Source organism: Anaerobiospirillum sp. NML120511, from assembly GCF_023050955.1.
GTDB lineage: Bacteria > Pseudomonadota > Gammaproteobacteria > Enterobacterales > Succinivibrionaceae > Anaerobiospirillum.
Genome location: NZ_JALKIK010000010.1, coordinates 26174 through 45144, shown reverse-complemented (window position 1 = coordinate 45144; position 18971 = coordinate 26174). Strand labels below are relative to the sequence as shown.

Annotated in this window: 9 protein-coding genes and 1 pseudogene; all 10 read left to right on the top strand. The window is 54.0% G+C overall.

Features of this window, described 5'->3' with window-relative positions:
• The first annotated feature begins 665 nt into the window (after window positions 1-665).
• The 10 genes and pseudogenes from MXE39_RS04500 to MXE39_RS04455 all read left to right on the top strand — a co-directional run bounded on the left by MXE39_RS04500 (window position 666) and on the right by MXE39_RS04455 (window position 18938).
• On the top strand, window positions 666-2030 hold the full coding sequence (locus MXE39_RS04500; RefSeq protein WP_246977571.1) for a peptidylprolyl isomerase: 1365 nt from the start codon (window positions 666-668) through the stop codon (window positions 2028-2030).
• A gap of 711 nt (window positions 2031-2741) precedes the next feature.
• Window positions 2742-3923, top strand: coding sequence for a 4-hydroxythreonine-4-phosphate dehydrogenase PdxA (pdxA, locus tag MXE39_RS04495; protein ID WP_246977572.1), 1182 nt, complete (start codon window positions 2742-2744; stop codon window positions 3921-3923).
• A gap of 260 nt (window positions 3924-4183) precedes the next feature.
• Window positions 4184-4954: pseudogene (rsmA, locus tag MXE39_RS04490) on the top strand (16S rRNA (adenine(1518)-N(6)/adenine(1519)-N(6))-dimethyltransferase RsmA); the annotation flags it as partial.
• A 350-nt stretch (window positions 4955-5304) separates the two neighbouring features.
• Window positions 5305-6579, top strand: coding sequence for a methyltransferase (locus MXE39_RS13075; protein WP_246977573.1), 1275 nt, complete (start codon window positions 5305-5307; stop codon window positions 6577-6579).
• Window positions 6580-6780: 201 nt separating this feature from the next.
• A complete protein-coding gene (locus MXE39_RS04480) occupies window positions 6781-8001 on the top strand; it encodes a glycosyltransferase (protein ID WP_246977574.1) in 1221 nt (406 codons plus the stop codon).
• A gap of 370 nt (window positions 8002-8371) precedes the next feature.
• A complete protein-coding gene (locus tag MXE39_RS04475; protein ID WP_246977575.1) occupies window positions 8372-9577 on the top strand; it encodes a hypothetical protein in 1206 nt (401 codons plus the stop codon).
• A gap of 105 nt (window positions 9578-9682) precedes the next feature.
• Window positions 9683-10903 (top strand): glycosyltransferase, encoded by a 1221-nt coding sequence (locus tag MXE39_RS04470; RefSeq protein ID WP_246977576.1) that lies wholly within the window; start codon window positions 9683-9685, stop codon window positions 10901-10903.
• A 602-nt stretch (window positions 10904-11505) separates the two neighbouring features.
• A complete protein-coding gene (locus MXE39_RS04465; protein ID WP_246977577.1) occupies window positions 11506-12441 on the top strand; it encodes a flagellin in 936 nt (311 codons plus the stop codon).
• 395 nt (window positions 12442-12836) lie between these two features.
• The gene (locus MXE39_RS04460) at window positions 12837-13733 is read left to right on the top strand and encodes a flagellin (RefSeq protein WP_246977578.1); all 897 of its coding nucleotides are present in this window, start codon (window positions 12837-12839) and stop codon (window positions 13731-13733) included.
• Between the two features lie 2115 nt (window positions 13734-15848).
• A complete protein-coding gene (locus tag MXE39_RS04455) occupies window positions 15849-18938 on the top strand; it encodes a hypothetical protein (RefSeq protein ID WP_246977579.1) in 3090 nt (1029 codons plus the stop codon).
• The last annotated feature ends 33 nt before the right edge of the window (window positions 18939-18971 follow it).

Genomic DNA, 18971 nt, shown 5'->3' with positions numbered 1-18971 from the left:
AGGCCCAGGCCCCGCTTTGCGGTGCCTGGGCCTGCTGCCTGCCTGGCGTCCCGGCCAGTTGTCTACCATTCTCGGACACAGCCTAAGTAAAGGCTGTGTATTGCCCCCTATTATCATGGCTGGCCTTAGCGCTCGTCTCAGCCTTTGCCTGGCAAGGCGTCGCGCCGCCCGGCAGTCGGCAGCTGGCAGCGCCGTGCTGCCGGCCAGAACAGATGGCAATGCTCAAAAACTCAGTGTTTTTTGAACTATTTTCATTTTGTGCTGTCAAATTTGCTGTCGGAAAAGCCACAGCCCACGGGCTGTGTCCATTGTCGCTGTAATGCTGACATAAAGATTTATCCAGCTGCAGGTCATGGTTACGCTGCCTGACCTGAACACTGTATCCTGTACTTTTTTTGCATGGCAGCAAGGCCACTGTCAGCCCGCTGCCTCTCACCACCTTTGCCCCTGTGCTCTTCCCTGATGACAACAAAAATGCCGCGCAGCTGTGCTGCACAGAGCATGCGCCCGAGGCGCTGTGCTGCAGGCCTGTGGCCTGGGGCGCTGGCCAGCCAGGTGCGCGCGGCAGCTGATGGTGGTCAGTGACAATTTGTCACAAAGACGCTTTATGCTATTATCAGGGGCCACAACACTCATACCCAGTGCAGGTTTAGAGACTTTCCAAGATGGTATTAAGCAAGATTAACAAAGCAATCCTGGCCACCATGGCAGCCCTTTCTGTGGGCGTATGGTTCTCCACTGCCTCGGCAAACGTCAAGGCTCTGGACAACACAGCCGCAGTGGTAAACTCTGATATCGTGCTCGAAAGTGAGCTCAACGCCGCTCAGGCCGAAGTTGAGCAGGGCTTCAGGCAGAGAGGCGCCAAGGTAGACAAGATCAATGCCCGCCGTGCCGCTCTGGAGCAGCTTATTACCCGCTCCATCATCCTGCAGCAGGGCAAGCAGTTTGGTCTTAACCTTACTGACACCCAGATCAACACTGCCCTTGAGCAGGCTGCTCTGCGTGCCAATACCACAGTTGCCGGTATTCTCAAGAGCTTTGGCAATGTAGATGAGGCCACTGCCCGTCAGATGTATGCCGATGAGCTCATCATCAGTGAAGTACGCAACAACCAGGTAAGACGCCGCGTCCGTATTTCCGATGCCGAAGTTAACCTGCTGGCCAAGACCCTGCGTGAGATTGGCTCCATTGAACCAAGCTACCATCTGGCTCAGATCGTAGTTCCACTGGATGCCCGTGCCGATTTCAGTCAGGTCAACCGTGCTACTGCCCTTGCCAACTCCATCAAGGCCAAGGCCCGCAGCGGTGCTGACTTCAACTCTCTGGCTGCCCAGTATGCTCAGGGTTCAGCTGCCTCTCAGGGCGGTGACCTTGGCTATGTACCTGAAAGCCAGGTTCCGGTTCCATTCCTCCCTGCCTTGTTAAAGGCCCGTGAGGGTGATGTGCTCGGTCCTTTCCGTTCACCATTTGGTCTGCACCTGCTCAAGCTTTTTGATGTGAGCAACCAGGCCGTTGAGCCAATTACCACCTACAAGGCCCGTCACATTCTGTTAACCACCTCAGTTATCTTCTCTGACGAAGCTGCGGTAAAAGAGCTGCAGGCCCTGCGCCGCAATATTCTCAACGGCTCCATTTCCTTTGCCGCTGCAGCCCGCAAGTATTCTGAGGATTCCGGCTCTGCCTCCCTTGGCGGTGACCTCGGCTATGCCCCGGCAAGCCGCTATGATCCTGGCTTTGCCCAGGGCCTGGTTGCCCTTAACAAGGGTCAGATTTCCCAGCCGGTAAAGTCTTCCTTTGGCTGGCACCTTATCTACCTTGAGAACAAGAAGATAGACAAGGACAGTGATGAGGCCTACAGCCAGCGCGCCCGTGAGCTTATCTACCGCCGTCTCTTTGCCGAAGAGGCTCAGGCATGGGAGCGCGAAATCCGCAGCGCCGCCTTTGTGCGCGTCACCGATCCTGAGCTGATTGCAGCCGGTCTCGACCAGAGCTTCAACAGCGAAAACGCTGACAACAGCGCTGCAAAGTAACCGATTTTTAATTATGAGTTTAGACCAAAGCCCGGGCATCCGCCCGGGCTTTTTTTATCCCCGTTCCCCCACCGTGCCCGCACACAACCACCATCCCGCTCCGCCGCCGCCCCTCGCTCCGCCGCTACCACTATTCCGCTCCGCCGCTGCCGCCGCTTCACCAGACTCCGCTCCGTCCAAAGCGCTGCTACTGGACCATGGCCATGGCACCATACTTTTCGACCGGCTGACCGTGCTGCCATGGCCCGAGCATGCTGGCCAGGTCATTCAAGGCAGCAGCTATGCAGGGCTGAACTTGGGCAGTCGGGCTGTGCTCCTGCATCTGCATCAGTGTCAGCTGCATGGACTCGTGCGCAAGGAATGTCTCTGCTGCCGGGTCCGGGCAGGCGCTGCTGCTATCCGGAGAGCAGCGGTGGCTACGGCCACCTCACTTCGGGATGCCTTAAGTCAGTGCCTGCCACTTGCCTGAGCAGCCTGCAAACCCGGCTCAGGGCTGCCCTGCAATGGTACGCACTGTCTGCAAAGGGGCAGGGGCACGACTGTGCTTGCCTTTGGCCTGAGCATATTAATAATAGACAGGATTGGCCCGCGCAGCCCCACAGGCTGCGCAGGGCATGCCCTGCCTGCAGAGGCGGCGGCACTGCACGGCGATGCCGTGCTGGCGCCGGCTTATGTGGCAGCGGTGTTCTGGTTTAATTTCAGGAGGCCCTTATGGCTCATGCTCTCAGGGACAGTGCTGATGTCCCGTCCTCACCTTCATCTGTACTGCGTATAGCCGTGACCACTGGCGAGCCGGCCGGTGTCGGCCCTGAGCTCATGTATGCCCTTACCTGTCAGAACCCGGCCAGCATAGCCCTGCAGGCGCGCTGCGCACCGGGCGCCATCGGCGCTGCTGGCGCCAGTGGCGCCGCTGGCGGCGCGTCTGGCTATGCTGGCGTTGGGGCCGCAGGCGCGGACGCGCCTTGCGGGGTTGAGCTGGTGCTTATTGGTGACAGGCAGCTGCTGGCGCAGCGTATGGCGCTGCTGGGCAGCAATTTTGAGCTCCATGATTTTGACCCTGGCTGCAGCCGCGCCAGCGGTCCTGATGCTAAGGGTGTGGGTCATATCAGCTGTATGCATGTGCCTCTGGGTGCCCCTGCTGTGGCTGGCAGGCTTGATCCAGCCAATGCTGACTATGTGCTTGCCACCCTGGACAGAGCCATTGAGGGCTGTCAGAGCGGCCTTTTTGATGCCATGGTTACGGCCCCCATCTCCAAGAGCGTTATTGCTCACACCGGACGTGAGTTTACCGGCCACACTGAATATCTGCAGGAAAAGTGCGGCTGTGAGGAAGTGGTTATGATGCTGGGCTGCTCAAAGATGAATGTGGCTCTTGCCACTACCCATCTGCCTTTATCCGAGGTCAGTGCCGCCATCACCAGAGAAAAGCTCAGCGGCATTATCACTATCCTGCACCACGACCTTAAGGAGCGCATGGGCTTTGAAGATCCTGCCATTTATGTCTGCGGCATCAACCCGCACGCAGGAGAGGACGGCACCCTTGGTCGTGAGGAACTCGATACTGTTATTCCTGTACTCGAAACACTGCGCCGCGAGCGGGGCATGAAGCTCATTGGCCCGCTGCCGGCAGACACCATTTTCCAGCCCCGCTACCTTGATGATGCGGCCGCTATCCTGACCATGTACCACGACCAGGGTCTGCCAGTACTCAAATACGTAGGCTTTGATTCAGGCTACAACACCACTCTGGGCCTGCCCTTTATCCGCACCTCAGTGGACCATGGCACAGCCATGGACCTTGCCGGCACAGGCAAGGCCGACAAAGGTTCCCTGCTCAGCGCCGTAAGCCTGGCCATTTACATGGCTGCCAATGCCCGCCGCAGCGGCCGCTGACGCAACTGCGGCGCAGTGGCGTAGTGCGCGCTGCCGCCGCTACGCCGCTGCAGCTGCCACGCCGCTGCCGTCAGACGGCGGTGATGGGAGGCGGGGAAGCGCCTGTTTATGCAGTCCTCATGAGTGTATGGCTTAGATATGAGGCGGACAGAGCAATACTTTGTGATAAGATCTCAGCGCCTTTTTTATGGCCCTTAAGGTGTCAGCCTTTGGGCCGTGGGCAGCACAGTGGTTTATCCTTCAGCGACGGACGAGTTTTTATGGCCCTGCCTCCTCCACCAAATATGAAAGCGCGCAAGCGCTTTGGTCAGAACTTCCTGGTAAATGATCACATCATCAATTCCATTGTTGATGCCATCAACCCTAAGGAAGGTGAGTTTTTAGTTGAAATCGGCCCGGGCCATGCGGCGCTGACCAGACCGGTCTTTGAGCGTACCCATGCCCTGACTGCCGTGGAACTGGACCGTGATCTGGCCGAAAGACTGCGTCATCATCCGTTTTTACAGGGACTCAACCTCATTGAGGCTGATGCCCTGCGCGTAAACTTCGGTGAGCTCAATGGTGGTCAGAAGATTCGTGTCTTTGGCAATCTGCCTTATAACATCACCTCCCCGCTGATTTTCCATCTGCTGAGCTTTGCCAACATTTCTGACATGCACTTCATGCTGCAAAAGGAAGTGGTTGAGCGCCTTGCAGCAGGCCCTGGCTCCAAGGACTATGGCCGTCTTACTGTAATGGCCCAGTTCCATGCCCGTGTGGTCCCGGTACTGACCGTACCGCCATCATCCTTTGTGCCACCGCCAAAGGTCATGTCAGCTGTAGTACGTCTGCTGCCAAAAGATTTGAGCCCTGAGGAGCGTGCTCTGTCACCTTTCCTCAACCGCATTACCACTACAGCCTTTGCTGCCCGCCGCAAGACCATACGTAATTCCCTGAGCAATCTGTTCAGCGCCGAAGAGCTAAGCTCCATGGGCATCAATCTTGATGACCGTGCCGAGGACCTCTCCCTTGAGGTCTTTGTCAGACTGGCTAAGGCCCTGCAGAGCAAGCGCTCCCTTGAGGAACTCGAAAGCGAGCTGGAGAGCAGCCAGAGCGAGCGTCACAGCCGCCGCCTTGAAAAGCTGGCTCAGACCAGCCCTGAAAGCTACGCCCAGGCAGCCGCAGCGGCTGCTGCAGCGGCCGATGCCGCTGGCGCAGCCAGCTCCGACAGCACCGTCGGCACCGACAGCCAGGGCGCCACTGTCGGCGAGGGCCAGGGCTCCATCAAGGCAGCCAAAGCCGCTGCGGCCCGCCGCAAAAAGGGCGACAAGCGTCGCTCAAAGAAGTTTGAAGACTTTGACTTCAATGACATTAACGCCGATTTATAAAGTGGAGGCCGCACGTGAAAGCTGATGATCCTTTAGTAGAGGTTTTTGAGCGCAACCGCGCTGTCTGGGAGCACAAGAAAGTACTCATTGCCGGACAGATCACCTCCATGCAGATACTGCCTCAGTTAATTGGCACTGAGCAGGCCTGGGTAGTCACTGACAATTTTGAAACAGCTCAGGGCCTGAGCGCCATGATGGGCGCAAAGCTGGGCCGCTCTGACTTTGAGAGCATTACCCGCAAGCATGTGCATCTTATCTTTGCTGACTGCGCAGATGAGCGCCTTAAGGAGCACATTGAGCCTGTTGAGGTACTGGTACTGTTCTTAAACAAGACCAAGAGCCTGTCCCAGAATCTGCTCTTCTCCCTGCAGGACCACCTGACTCCGGGCGGCACCATACTGCTCATTGGCGCCAATTCCATGGGTGGCAAGAGCGCCGACAGCCTCGTCAAGGGCAAGGCTGACTGCTACAAGCTCGATACTGCCCGCAAATGCACCGTATTTTCAGCCGTACCACACGAGGGCGCGCGCTTTGCCTCCCCGGGTAACCTGCGCACTGTCAGCTATGGCGGCCTGGAGCTTGAGCAGAGCCACGGCCTGTTCAGCCAGGGTGAGCTCGATGGCGGCACCCTGATGCTGCTCAACGCCATGCACCGCGACCTGAGCATTACCCCGCCAGAGCCAGCCGCTGCTGACGCAGCCGGCCAGGCCGGCTCAGCCAGCGGCGCGGCATTCAATGCCTGCGGCAAGGATGCCGGCCCTGCCGGTCTGGCCCCTGACCTGAGCACCGCAAAGCTGCAGTCACTGCCTCAGTGCACCATTGCCCCAACTGATCCGGTACTGGATCTGGGCTGCGGTAGCGGCATTATTGGCCTGTCACTGGCCGCCCGAGGCCTGACCTCAGTTGTGTGCTCTGATATCAGTGCCACTGCCCTGCGCGCGGCCCAGCGCAATGCTGCCAGCAACGGCCAGGACATTAAGGTCATGGCTGCCAACATGCTCCCTGAGGCAGGTGACTTTGAGGCTGCAGGCATCAGTATTCCAGGCGGCAAGTTTAAGGTCATTGCCACCAATCCGCCTTTCCACCAGGGTGCCAGTCGTACTACAGCCCAGACTCTCAACATGATTGCTCATGCCCGCGAGCATCTGACTGCCGATGGCGTGCTCTATCTGGTGGGCAACAACTGTCTGCACTACGAAGAGCCTCTCAACGAGGCCTTTGACAAGGTTGAGATCCTGGCCAGCTCCACCAAATTCACTGTCTTTAAGGCCAGCGCCAGCAAAGACTGACCCTGCCAGTGGCCTGACGGCCCTGGCCACCCTGCGGCCCACGCCGTCAGCTGGCCGCTGGCGCCACCGGGCCATGGCGGCACTGTGATGTTTACGGGCCTGGTGGCCTGATGGCCGTGCCTGAGTGTTCAGGCTCTGGTATGATGTGCTTTAGCGCGGCACTGTTGCGCTTGTTTTTCTTTTTGCAAGGACGACTTCGCTATGCCTAAAATTCTGTGGATGTCTCCATACAGTCTGCATGATATTTCCTCAGGTGCTTCCATTCACTGCAAGACCACTCTTGAGGGTCTGGTCAGACGTGGTTTTGAGGTATGGTCGTGCTCATCCTTTATCTTTGACGTACCTGATGGTGCCCGTCTGTTCAACAATCTGCAGGAGACGCTCAAGAACTCCAGCAAGTCTGTTTTTGAAATGGACGACAATGGCATTCATTACGTCTATACCCGCTGCCGCTCCACCTTTGAGCATGAGCAGACTCTTGATGACATGGAGCTGTTCTTCAAGGTGTACTGTGAGGTGCTCGACCGCTTCCGCCCTGACTTTGTCATGGCCTTTGGTACCGGCATGATTTCCATGACCTGTTTTGCCGAAGCAAAGCGTCGTGGTATCTACACTGTCTATCCTGTGCTCAATGGCAATCACGGCAACTATGCCTTCCCTGATACCGACATTATCCTTACTGACTCCAAAGCATCAGAAAGGCTCTACCGCAACCGTGACCGTATCCGCATGATTCCGGCCTGCGAGATCTTTGATCCTGAGCGTTTCATAGCCAAAAGAGAAAATCCAAGCTATGTAACCTTTATCAACCCAAGCTTTGAAAAGGGGCTGGGCATCTTTGCCCGTATCGCTCTGTGGGCCCAGAAGGCTCACCCTGATCTGCGCTTTCTGGTGGTCAACAGCCGTGGCAACTTTGCAGAGAACATTCAGTACCTGCATACCAAGGACAATAAGGACGAGCATCCTTTCAAGCCACGCGACTTTGACAATGTCGACATGACCCCGGCCACCAACAACATGAAGCCTATCTACGCCGTAACCCGTGTACTGATAGCGCCGTCACTGTGGTGGGAGTCCTGGGGCCGTGTAGCCACTGAGGCTGTTATCAACAATATTCCTGTGCTCAGCTCCACCTCAGGCGGCCTGCCTGAGGCCACAGCCGGTGCCGGCATTCACATCGCCCCTCCTGACCACTGTGTCAACGACAATTTCTCCATCCCTGATGATGAGGAAATCAGGCCATGGTGTGAGGCTCTGGACCGTCTGCTCAAGGAAGACTGGAGTGAGCAGCTCAAAAAGGCCCAGGAAGAGCTGGCAGTTGACCGCTCTCTGGACCGCCTGATTGAGATTCTGCGTCCATACTACGAACGCCGTATGTGCGACCGCATCCACTTCAACAACAGCATCCAGTTCTCCTCATAAGCTCAAAGCGCTTACAGACAGAACTGCCGCTGCGCGAACTCCCGCCGCGCCAGCGACTGCGCAAAGCGCAGCCCGGCTTTGCTGTGCCAGCCATGCCAGGCAGAGCCAGCGCGCATGGCGCGCCCTGCTGTGCCGCGCATGGCTTGCGCCCAACAGTTTACAGCCAGCCCCTGCAACGCACATGGGGGCTTTATCTGAGCCTGTCCCTGCCTGACAGGCTGACTATTTAATCAGCAGCAGCCGCTACAGCAGCTGCAACACAGGCAATACTGCACTCACATTTGACGCCCGCGAGGACAGCCACCACGGCCCTCGCCTAACAATAAGGCGCATACAAGTGAGGCAGTTAAGGTCTTAAAGGGATTTTTTTATGCCTAAAATTCTCTGGCTGTCTCCCTACAGCCTGCACGACACTTCATCAGGAGCTTCTGTTCACGCCAAGGTAATGCTCGAAGCACTGGCAAAGATCGGCTTTGAAGTATGGTCCTGCGCTTCCTTTGTCTTTGACAACAAGTCGGGTACCCTGGTGTTTGGCGATCTGGAAAAGCGCCTTGCCGAGGATGATCACAAGACCTTTATCCTCGATGATAACGGCATCCACTACGTCTATACCCGCTGTGCCAACCGCTCAGAAATGCAGTTTACCCTTGATGAGGGTCAGCTCTTTTACGAGACCTTCCTTGAGGTGCTTGACGAGTTCAAGCCGGACATCATTTTCGGCTACTGCCCGGGCATGGCTCCGCTGGCCTGTAACATTGAGGCCCGCCGCCGTGGCATCAAGACTGTGTACCTGCTGCTCAATGGCAATCACAGCAATTTCTCCTTCTCCTACTATGATCTGGTGGTAACCGACTCCCAGGCCACAGCTGACCTCTATGCCCGCCGTGACCATATCAACGTTACCCCTACCGGTGCTTTCCTCAACCACGAGAACCTCATCAGCCCGGAACGTGACCCTAAATATGTCACCTTCATCAATCCTGTAGGTGCCAAGGGCCTGCCAATTTTCGCCAAGATGGCCAAGCTCTGTCAGACCGAAATGCCTGATCTGCGCTTCCTGGTTATCAACAGCCGTGGCAATTTCTCCCAGACTGTTACCCTGCTGCACGAAAAGGACAAGCCTGATGTGCATCCATACACTGCAGCTGATTTCCCTAATGTGGACATGGCCGGTTCCCAGAAGGACATGCGCCCTGTCTTCAAGGTAACAAAAGCTCTGATTGCTCCATCCCTGTGGTTTGAGTCCTGGGGTCGTGTAACCTCAGAGGCTGCTCTTAACCGCATTCCTGTACTGTGCTCCACCTCAGGTGGTCTTGCCGAGGCCATGGCCGGCTGCGGCATCAGCCTTGAGGCTCCTGAGCACTGCCGTCAGGATCACTGGAGCATCCCTACTGACGAAGAAATCAGACCATGGATGGACGCCCTGAAGGAAATCCTCAAGAGCGACTACTCCGAGCAGTTTGACAAGGCCCGCGAGCAGCTTTCCCTGGAGCGCGCCACCCAGCGTGCCCTTGATGCCCTGGCTCCGCTGTACAACAGCCGTGGCAGCGATCATCCACTTTTCTACCTCAAATAGCATAACAGCACGCATCCAGCCCACTCAGGCACGCAGCTGCCACGCAGCAGCGCACCTGAGCCCGGGCTGCACCATGCTCACCAAAAGTTTGCAGGAACAAGAACAATGCCTAAACTTCTCTGGCTCAGCCCATTAAGCGTTCATGATACGTCTAACCCATCTGCTACCCAGATGCGCAACATGCTGTTATCTCTTAAGGCCCGTGGCGTTGAAATCGTAGCCTTAAGCGCCCTGAACTTCCTTCAGGACAGCGGTACTTCTCTGTTTACCGATCTCGAAGAAAAGCTCAAGGGTGAGGACACTTCCTTTAACCTCAACGATAACGACATCAACTTCATCTACATCAGAACCAAATCCCGCCGCCTGGGTGAGATGCCATCTCAGGAGCAGCGTAACTTCTACGCCAAGTTCTGCGCCATTATCTCCGCTTTCCGTCCTGATGTAGTCATGGGCAGCGGCAGCGACATGCTCTCCATGGTGTGCTTTGATGAGGCTCACCGCCGTGGTCTGCCTACTGTCTACACCCTGCTTGATTCAGTACCGGCCCGCTTTAACTTCCCTAACATCGATATTGTGGTTACCGACAGTTCAGCCGTATCCAACCTGTACGCCAACAGCCACAAGATCAACTCAGTAGTTACCGGCTCATTCACTCCGGTCAACATTCCTGAGAAGCTTGCCGAGGACAAGGATCGCAAGCGCATTACTATGGTCAATCCATGTCTTGAGAAGGGTCTTGGCGTCTTTATCCGTCTTGCTCAGCTCAAGAACAAGGAGCTCAAGGGCACCACATTTACTGTTCTGGAGACCACTGAGGGCCAGTTCAAGGAGCAGGTCGCTCTGTTAAAGAAGGGCAACAGTTCCAAGCCTGCCTTTACCGAAAAGGATCTGTCCATTATCGAGGTACTGCCTCCATCAACCACCCTTGATGAGGTACTCAACCAGTCAAAGATGCTGGTAGCCCCATCCCTGTCCTTTGAGGGCATTGTGCCTGTAGCCCGCGAAGCCGTAGTACGCGGCGTACCAGTGCTGGCCACCAACCAGACCGGCTTTGGCGAGTCTATTGGCGATGCCGGTGTTCTGGTAGAGGCTCCAAAGACCATTATGGACAACCATGCCCACATCCTTAGCGATGAGGAAATGGCCTTCTTCATCAAGGGCTTTGACATGATCCTCAACGACAAGATTGCTGAGCGCTGCGCCAACGTTGCTGCCCGTTACGACATCAACTATGCTGCCAACCGTCTTGCCGCCACCTTAAAGCCACTGTTCGACCTGCGCGCCGGCTACAACCCACAGCTGCTGCGCAACGGCAGCCTCATCTAACCGCCAGCCCGGGCCTCAGCAAAGCTGAGTCCCGGCCAGCCGGCCGGCAGCTTACGCTGCCCAGCCCCGCCGCCGTGCACGCGGCGCGGGGCCTTTTTACTTCCGGCTATCTCCCGCCAGGTCAACCTGACCACCCTCCCGCCACCAGATCTGAATACCCCCACACACATTTCAATGTATCAACCATATTCAAATCTTGACCCCCTCTGAAAATATTACTTTCTAAAACAAATTGTAGATAGCATCTTGTACCTGTGCAGTAGACATTAGTGCCCAAATCTGCCAGGAATAGTCACTCTCTAAATTATTTTATGTTTGTGAGAGTTTATGCTGTTACCACCGTGTACAGAAACGTGGATTGATGGATAGTATTTTGAATACATATTACGCTCCAGTCCGCATGCGCACGTGCATCAGCACCTGCGAAAGGCGCTTTTTGCGACATCTATTTGCAAACCTTAACTGCATATACAGGGCAGTTAACCTGCCCCGTTGATTACATGTATACGCGGACGTTAATACAAACATAGCCGACTTGGACCAGAACGCTCCACAACAAAGCGGCCAATCCTATGCAATGATGTCAACAAAAGGTGTTTTCTATGGCAGTTTACGTAAATACAAACGTTTCCAGCCTTAACGGCCGCCGTTATCTCAACAATGTACAGAATCAGCTGACTACCACATACCAGAGACTCAGTTCAGGTCTGAGAATTAACTCTGCAAAGGACGATGCAGCTGGCCTGCAGATCAGCTCCCGCCTCACCACCCAGGTCAACGGTCTTAACCAGGGCAACCGCAATGCATCTGACGGTATTGCATTTGCTCAGACCGCCGAAGGCGCTATGGACGAAATCACCAACATGCTGCAGAAGATCCGTACTCTTGCAGTTCAGGCCAATAACGGCACTACCACTGGTGATGACAAAGCCGCCCTCTCTAAAGAAGCTACTGCTTTAGTTGATGAAATCAACCGCATTGCTGCAAAGACCACTTTCGGTGGCGCCAAAATTCTTGATGGTGGTAAGGATTCTGGAATTTATGCAAATGCAGAAGGCTCAGTAGGTAAGTTAACCTTACAGGTTGGCGCAAATAAAGGCGATACCATTGACTTTGAAGTTGCTAACGCCAAATTTACCAAAATTGCTGATGCCACTAAGATGATTGAGCAAGGTAATGGCGCAGGTGCAAATGGCAAGATAAAGATTGGTAACTTCTATGCCAACAACAAGATAACTTTCTCTGCAACTAATAACAGTGCTGCAGCAAACGCCATCAAGGCTATGGACTACTTAATCGGTCAGATTGATTCCCAGCGTGCAGGCCTAGGCGCAATCCAAAACCGTTTGGAGAGTTCCATCCGTAACCAGGCTAACGTTTCTGCCAACCAGGCTGATGCCCGTAGCAGAATTCGTGACGCAGATTTTGCCGAAGAGTCCGCCAATCTGTCCCAGCAGTCCATTATTCAGCAGGCTGCTACCTCCATGCTCATGCAGGCCAACACCCGTCCACAGCTGGGTCTCTCCCTGCTTGGCTAACAGCCCCATGACAGCTTAGAGAGCTTAGCTCTCACATGCTTAAAAGCCCTCATTTCCGCAAGGATTTGAGGGCTTTTGCATTTTATCCAGTTGACCTGTTTTGGGGTAACCCAAGCATATTATGCACACACTAACTAAAATGATTTGGTTATTATAAACTATTACACAGCCATTACCACATGGTCTAAGGATAGACAATACGGCTTAAATAAGCCACTTTGTCAATGTTTACGCAGTATCTAGTTTGCTTAATAAAATGCATATGTAAAGCATTAAATTTGTCCAGGTACTTACATACAAGTACGGCCGTTAACCAAGTCATAGAGCCGGTTGAGCCGTGGATTTGACCATGACGCAATGGCTATGCACTAACATTAACGTCAAAGGAACTAACCATGGCAGTTTATGTAAATACAAACGTTTCCAGCCTTAACGGCCGCCGCTATCTTAACAATGTACAGAATCAGCTGACTACCACATACCAGAGACTCAGTTCAGGTCTGAGAATTAACTCTGCAAAGGACGACGCAGCCGGCTTACAAATCAGCAGCAGACTGACAACTCAGATCAACGGTCTCAACCAGGGTAACCGAAATGCTTCTGACGGTCTGGCATTAGCTCAGACCATTGAAGGCGCTATGGATGAGACCTCATCCATGCTGCAGAAGATCCGTACTCTTGCTGTTCAGGCACGTAACGGAACCAACACTGCTGATGATAAGGCAGCTCTCACAAAGGAAGCTAACGCACTCAAGGCAGAAATCGACCGTATTGCCCAGCAGACCAAGTTCGGCGGCAAGACAGTACTCGACGGTGGCGGTAAGGATACTGATATTTATGGCGGCGCAAACGCAACAGCTCAAGGTAAATTAACCCTGCAGGTAGGCGCTAACAGCGGCGATGTCATCAGTTTCAATGTTGACGCTGCTAAATTTTCAAACATTGCAGGTAATGCCGGTATTACTCTAAATAAAATCTGGGATAACGGCTCGTTGAAATTAACCGATGGTGCAGATATCGATAATGTTATTGACGCCATGGATAAGATGATCGGCCAGATTGACAGTGCACGTGCAGGCCTGGGCGCTATCCAAAACCGTTTGGAGAGCTCCATCCGTAACCAGGCTAACGTTTCTGCCAACCAGGCTGATGCCCGTAGCAGAATTCGTGACGCAGATTTTGCCGAAGAGTCTGCAAATCTGTCCCAGCAGTCCATCATTCAGCAGGCTGCTACCTCCATGCTCATGCAGGCTAACACCCGTCCACAGCTGGGTCTCTCCCTGCTTGGCTAACAGCCGCATGACAGCTTAGAGAGTTTAGCTCTCACATGCTTAAAAGCCCTCATTTCCGCAAGGATTTGAGGGCTTTTGCGTCCCTGCAGAAACGTTTGCCCTTACGTCTTACCTGCCCTCACCAGTCCGCATGTACACCTGTATTGCTTGCATACTGCTTTGCGCCGATACCCCTCAAGACACTTGATATAGCACTCCTCTGCTCTGCTCTCTCCCTGTTCTCCTCTCATCTGAACACCATCCCTGCCATATCAACATCCTGACAGCGGCATTAGCCTGTACCTGCGCTTAGGCCACCGGTATGAACATGGCAAAATCCCCTGTCAAATCCTGCTCATCCCCCTCGTATCCTGCTTAGCCCCATCAAATCATGCTCAGCCCCATCGACTCCCTGTTCATCTCCAAAACTAACTCATCCTGATCCACCATTGTTGGCTTCAACCCCTGCCGTGCTGGTGCCATTACCCCCGGAAACCGCATATGTTAGCCACGGGCAACCATTTTTTGTCGCACCGGATGTCCTTGACATATGAATAAAACCGTAATCTGGTTCGTTTAAACTCAGATCGCTTAAACATGTACTTTGTCTAAAAGCACTTCCTGCTTTACTTGAATTTAACAGGGGTGCCCTCAAAGTGTGCGTCGCAAAAAATGTGACTGGACCCACAAATCCGAACAAAAGATGTATATGCCAAAAGTATTTTTTAAGGGAAAAAACGGCCTGATTTTGTTCTTGCGTAAAAGCACTAGATATGACGTACCTATGCCACCTGCAGCAAATTCATCAATCTAAAAAACAGGACGATTCAGAGGATTTTTTGGCATCTTCGGCCAAAATGGCTTGTCGCACCCGTGGACAGAAAAGTGAGACAGATCACGTTTTTGACCGATCTGAGACATTAGAATGCACTCCACGGCAGCTAAGTCTGACAGCAGACGACATGTGGGTACGGTTGCTTACCGCAAATGTAAGCGCTTTCCTGCTGAGAGGAGCACGCTTTCTCCCTTAGCATGTTGCTCAGCTACCCATACAGCCCTGACGGACCTCCATGCAGGTATCCGTTCAGAGCAGTACAGCTGCCTGGTGAATCGAAGATAACAGTAGTTCCTTCAGTTAAAGTGCAAGATAACAGTAGAATTCACCTCCATTGCAGTTAACCTCCGCCTGGGCATGCCATCACTTGAAACCAACTTTCGGCATGCTGCTCTGACAGCAGACCTCCGAGGCTGTATGAGGGGCGGGGAATCCCTTAACCACGTAACAACCAGTTTTCCTGCTTCACAGGAGATAACGGGCCCGCACAAGGCGTAAGAGCCCACCTCCTGATGAAGCAGACAATAGTGAAAGATCAGGGCTGCATGGCACTGCCTGCAGCCCTGACAATGACAGTAACCTTTGCAGCTGCATGTGATTAGACAAATATCAAACGCACTGCCACCACAACAGAAAAGACATACAGGACGCATGCGCCACAACAAGCAAGCCACTGCGTCCTCCTCATTACTCACATATGCTGCGCCAGTCAGCCAGCAATATCAGGAGGCATATACTCGCCCTCAAAAGCATACGTTTGCAGTCAACAGCAAGACATCAGCAAAGCCGGCCTGTACAGGCTGGACTGTAAACGCCATAAGATTTACTGAGATGACAGTATGCAGCAAGCCAGGTAACAACCTGGCATTTCTGCACCACTATCCGCAGCAACTAATAGCACGCTCCTTGTACAGCCGTTGCTATGGCGAACAGCGCTAACAGGCTCCCAGTTTTACTGAGATAACAGTATGCAGTTCTGTCTGGGTACTAAGCATTGCGTCACATACAACTGAGCCGCTCATAACTGATGAACAATCTCTGCCTTGTCTCATACAGCCACGATGCAGCTCAAACCGTCAACATTAACCAGTCAGGACCAAAGGTTCCGCTCCCAATACCAGTCAAACAGATTTCAAGGAAAAGCCATGTTTCAGCCCATAGAGGATGTACCTGATCCCCGCAGCATTGCTGCCCACCCTGTGCCGTGCTCATGCAGTGCACCCGACCTTACAGTGAGCCCGGCTGATCTGCATAGCGTCCCCCATGACATATGCAATGACAAGAGTGTTGCAACGATCCTTATGAGTGACAGCGCAGCTGACAGTGATAAGGACAATGCTGACAGTTACGCAGGCTCAGCATGCTGCAAAAGCTCCTGTAACTGTGATGAAACAGATGATGCCCCGGATGCATCGGATGCCACTGATGCCACTGATACCCCGGGAACTGGCGGCGCTCAGTGTCGCGTGACAGGCAAGTCATCAGGCAAAGGCAAGCGCTCTGTTGCAGCCTCAGCTGCAGCAAGGGGCAATATCCGCAAGGCTGCCACCTCAAAATCAAAGAGCAGCCAGTTCCGAGCTGAACATGACGCCACTCCATCAAAGAGCTGCAATTTGCCTGAAACCTGTGGACTTTCTCATGCCAGTACTGCAGCAGTTGAAACAGACCATGCTGCTGAAGATGTCTACCCTGCTGTCGATGCTGACAGCTCCCCTGAACATTACGCTGACCATAAGCCCTTAAGTGCAGCCCTGCATTCAGCCCTGTACTTTCATGAACTGGGCAGACGCTGGTCAGGAAGTACCTGTCCTGAATCTCAGGTCCTGCGCCATGTAATGGCTTCACTCTTTGTCACCGGTACTGACCTTGCCCTGCGCAGCACCGATAGCATGACTGATGAGAGGGCAGTTACCGAAGAGTACAGTGATGAGCTCAGCCTTGCTGTTGCTTCACTCGGTACTGACATCAATACCAGATCTTCTGACACTGACGCATACAGCTTCAGATTTGACCCTTACTCTCTTAGCTCAGAAGGCTCCTCTACCCGATCTGAAGCCACGGTTGGCAGAGGATGTGGAGGTGCGGCAGCAGCCCGTGGCCGTACGGATTTCAGTGCCAGCTTTGCCCGTGACTTCATCTCCAGCAACCGTTCATCAGGCCTGGATCGCGATGTCGGTAATGAGAAGCTGAAAACCTCAGCCATGATGCTTGAGCAGCTCTCACAGGGTCGCAAAGTAAAGTCAGTAAGCTCTGCCATGGTCATGAAATACCGAGCCGCAACAGAGAGCTCAGCTGACAGAGCTGAACTGCAGCTCTCCGACGGCAAATTCCGTCATGCTGCTGTAATCGCAAAAACTGCAGATAACAGTAAGAATTTTGAAACTGAGAACAGCACAGAGCTGAGCACAGCCGATAACCAGAGCTCTGTCCACCTCAGTGCCCTTAACAGCAACGTCAGAACAGCAGACCTCGAGGACAGCCAGCCTGTCAGCCTCACCTTTGACCTGACAGCCCTTTCCAATGGCTTTGGCTCACTGTATGGAAGTAAGGGTTCAGGACGTACCCGCAGCACTATGTTCAAAAAGAAAAATGCCACGGCAAAAGACAGCACCAGGTCTGCAGATGCAGGCAGCAGCGACAGCAAAGAGGAGCACCTCAGTAAAGATAATGGCCTGAGTCTCTTCATCACCTCACGACCTGAAGGTAAGGCCTGCAGTACTGACTGTACTGACAACACTGACTGTACTGACAACACCGACTGTACCAGCGGCACCAGCAGTGAAGCCACTGCCGCTATGGACACCGAGTCAGGGGCCAGCACCGCTCAGGATAAGCACAGCTCTACCTTAGTATCTTTGGCCCCTGCAGCTTTCACCTCAGGTGCTACTGGAGTTGCCCGCAACACCATCAGCGACAGCAACAGCATCGTAAAGGACATGGACAGCCAAGCTGGTCTGGGCCAGCAGACCGAGAGTACCCGTGAGAATGCAGGCACTTCTGCCTTGTCTCACAGCGAAGCTCAAAGCGAGGCCCACATCATGGAGCTCACCGCTGACCAGTCTGCTCAGTCTTTTGATTCAGTTGAGTCATATGAGTCTGCTGAGTCTGTAGAACCTGCTCATTCTCATGAGCTGCAGGATACTGACAGCTCAGCTCAGAAAAGCCAAAAGAAGAGTCAGAAAGCTCTGGCCTACTGTCAGTCTCAGGCCAAGAGCCGAGCTGTCTGTGCAGCAGGTGGCTCGGAAAAGGGCCGTAAGGCTGCCTCCGTTGAGACGACCGATTGTGGCTCTGCAGGCAGTGAGTCAGCTGCAGGCGGTAAGAAGCACCCCGGTAGTAAGAAAGGCTCTACAGCCGACAGTGCCTGTGTCGACTATAAAGATACAGGACGTGATTATGGCTCAGAGGCTTATCTGGGAAGTGAATTTGACAGTGAAAAAGAGAGTGACTTTGACAGCTTTGCTTTTGCCGGGGGTGGAAAGCGTATTTCCCTGATTTCCCAGGCAAGCTGCCATAAGCTCAGATTCTCCAATGAGCAGCGCAGGGAGTTTACCGGCATGTTTTTCAGGCCTGCAGCCAGACTGCATGACGTCCTGATTAAAACCACTCTGCACAGCCGCAATGCCGGAAAGTTAAGAACAGCTCTGGAAAGACTGAACACCACAGACTGTGCCACCAGTATTGCGCCACTGACCCGCTCACTGAGCACAGTGCTGAGCATGCCTGTAATCAAAGACAAGGCAAGGTGTGGCCGCAAGAAGAACACAGCCGGTCTTGCCGGAAAGTCTGTCGGCCAGAAAGCCCCTGCAGACTGTGGCAACAGCGGCTTGCAGAATAATTACCTTGCTCACTCCGGCATGACTTTGAACTCAGCTCTGGGCATTGTGAGCAGCCAGTCTGAGCTCCGTCAGTCCGGCAGCCTTAGCCTTACCCGAGGCAATGAGATGCCTGAACTGGCTGACCTGTCAGTCAGCACTTCCTGTCGTGCCCCTAAAGTACCTCTGGCTCTGCTGGATGTACTGCAAAAACGCAATCACTACGGAACTGTAGCTGCCGCCTGTGAACACCATGGCCGTAAGCCAGGCTGTGCTCATGCAAGGCCGTCAGCTCATAAATTTATTGAAAGCTCAGAAATCTTCCAGAACGAAGGTGCCCTGCGCTGCTGCAATGTTTACTCAAACATTCAGGGTCAGGTCTATGCCCGTATGGCAAAGCTCAGAGAGTCTGCAAGCTTCAGCTCTGTCAGCAATCAGGAGCTGACAGGACTTGCTCACAGTGCTCTGGTCTTTGACCTGCCATCACAGCTGCGCCGTGATGAGGCTGCCCGTGCAGTAAGCGACTATGCAGCCTTAATGCACCTTGCCTGCTGCAAGCGTCAGAGCCTGAAGCCATGACGCAGCAAGCCGGCCGTGGCCCTGCAACCAGGC

Excerpts from the sequence above, each read along its gene's own strand:
- MXE39_RS04500 (WP_246977571.1), top strand. The coding sequence starts at position 666 with ATGGTATTAAGCAAGATTAACAAAGCAATCCTGGCCACCATGGCAGCC.
- pdxA (WP_246977572.1), top strand. The coding sequence starts at position 2,742 with ATGGCTCATGCTCTCAGGGACAGTGCTGATGTCCCGTCCTCACCTTCA.
- MXE39_RS04480 (WP_246977574.1), top strand. The coding sequence starts at position 6,781 with ATGCCTAAAATTCTGTGGATGTCTCCATACAGTCTGCATGATATTTCC.
- MXE39_RS04475 (WP_246977575.1), top strand. The coding sequence starts at position 8,372 with ATGCCTAAAATTCTCTGGCTGTCTCCCTACAGCCTGCACGACACTTCA.
- MXE39_RS04470 (WP_246977576.1), top strand. The coding sequence starts at position 9,683 with ATGCCTAAACTTCTCTGGCTCAGCCCATTAAGCGTTCATGATACGTCT.
- MXE39_RS04465 (WP_246977577.1), top strand. The coding sequence starts at position 11,506 with ATGGCAGTTTACGTAAATACAAACGTTTCCAGCCTTAACGGCCGCCGT.
- MXE39_RS04460 (WP_246977578.1), top strand. The coding sequence starts at position 12,837 with ATGGCAGTTTATGTAAATACAAACGTTTCCAGCCTTAACGGCCGCCGC.
- MXE39_RS04455 (WP_246977579.1), top strand. The coding sequence starts at position 15,849 with ATGAGTGACAGCGCAGCTGACAGTGATAAGGACAATGCTGACAGTTAC.